The sequence below is a fragment of the Gardnerella sp. 26-12 genome, from assembly GCF_001660745.1.
GTDB classification, from domain to species: Bacteria; Actinomycetota; Actinomycetes; order Actinomycetales; family Bifidobacteriaceae; genus Bifidobacterium; species Bifidobacterium swidsinskii.
The window spans coordinates 1-986 of sequence record NZ_LWSR01000165.1 but is presented as its reverse complement, the minus strand read 5'-3'; the positions used below and the strand labels follow the sequence as shown (position 1 = coordinate 986).

Annotated in this window: 1 protein-coding gene; it reads left to right on the top strand. The window is 39.6% G+C overall.

The annotated features are described in order from the left end of the window. Positions 1-62: 62 nt before the first annotated feature. Positions 63-986, top strand: a 924-nt coding sequence (locus tag A5295_RS06045) for an HAD-IIA family hydrolase (RefSeq protein WP_064622178.1), incomplete at its 3' end; no start/stop codon positions are given.

The following is a 986-nucleotide window of genomic DNA, read 5'->3' as shown; positions in this document are numbered from 1 at the left end:
ATATTTGAAAAATTTGAATCTAAATTAAGTGCAGTGTTTAGCAAACTTAAATGAGGTATAGTATGCAAGTTGAAACGAAAAAGAATTTTTCTTCATGTAATCGTCCGTTAAGCGATGCATTTCGTTTAGCACTGCTTGATTTAGATGGTGTTGTATATCGTGGTGGAAATGCTGTTGAATATGCGTCTGATTCCATTTTGTTTGCGCAAAAAAATGGAATGGCAATTGAATACACAACTAATAATTCTTCGCGTTTCCAATCTGTTGTTGCAAAACAACTGGAAAGTTTTGGCTTAAAAGTAGAACCATGGCAGATTATAACGTCTTCTGTTGTTGCAGCAAGGATGGTAGCTCGCAATGTTGAGAAAGGATCCAAAGTTCTTGTTCTCGGCGCTGAACATTTGCGTCAAGAAGTGCAACGCGTAGGATTACAACTCGTAGATTCGTGCGAAGATAATCCTAAAGCTGTTATTCAAGGCTGGTATCCTCAAATGACTTGGCAAGAAATGGCGGAAGTTTCTTTCGCTGTTGAGCATGGTGCAAAATATTTCGTTACTAACCGCGACTTAACTATTCCAAGAGAGCATGGTATTGCTCCTGGATGCGGTTCCATGATTCAAGCTGTTATTAATGCTACGGGTGTAGAGCCTATTTCGTCTGCTGGAAAACCAGAATCTGCAATGTATGATGAAGCAAGGTTTTTGGTTGCTGCTAATGCTAAGCATGATGATTCTGAATGTGAAGAATACACTGAAAAAGACGAGTATGGGAATCCTGTAATTAGTATTGAACATTCATTAGCAGTTGGAGATCGTTTAGATACTGATATTGAGGCTGGAACAAGAGGAGGCTATGCTTCTCTACTTGTTCTTACTGGAGTTACAGATCCTCGCATGCTTATGCTTGCGCCAAAACATTTGCGTCCAAGTTTTGTTTCTAAAGACTTGCGAGGATTAAACGAATCTCATAACGCTCCTGGACGCGTT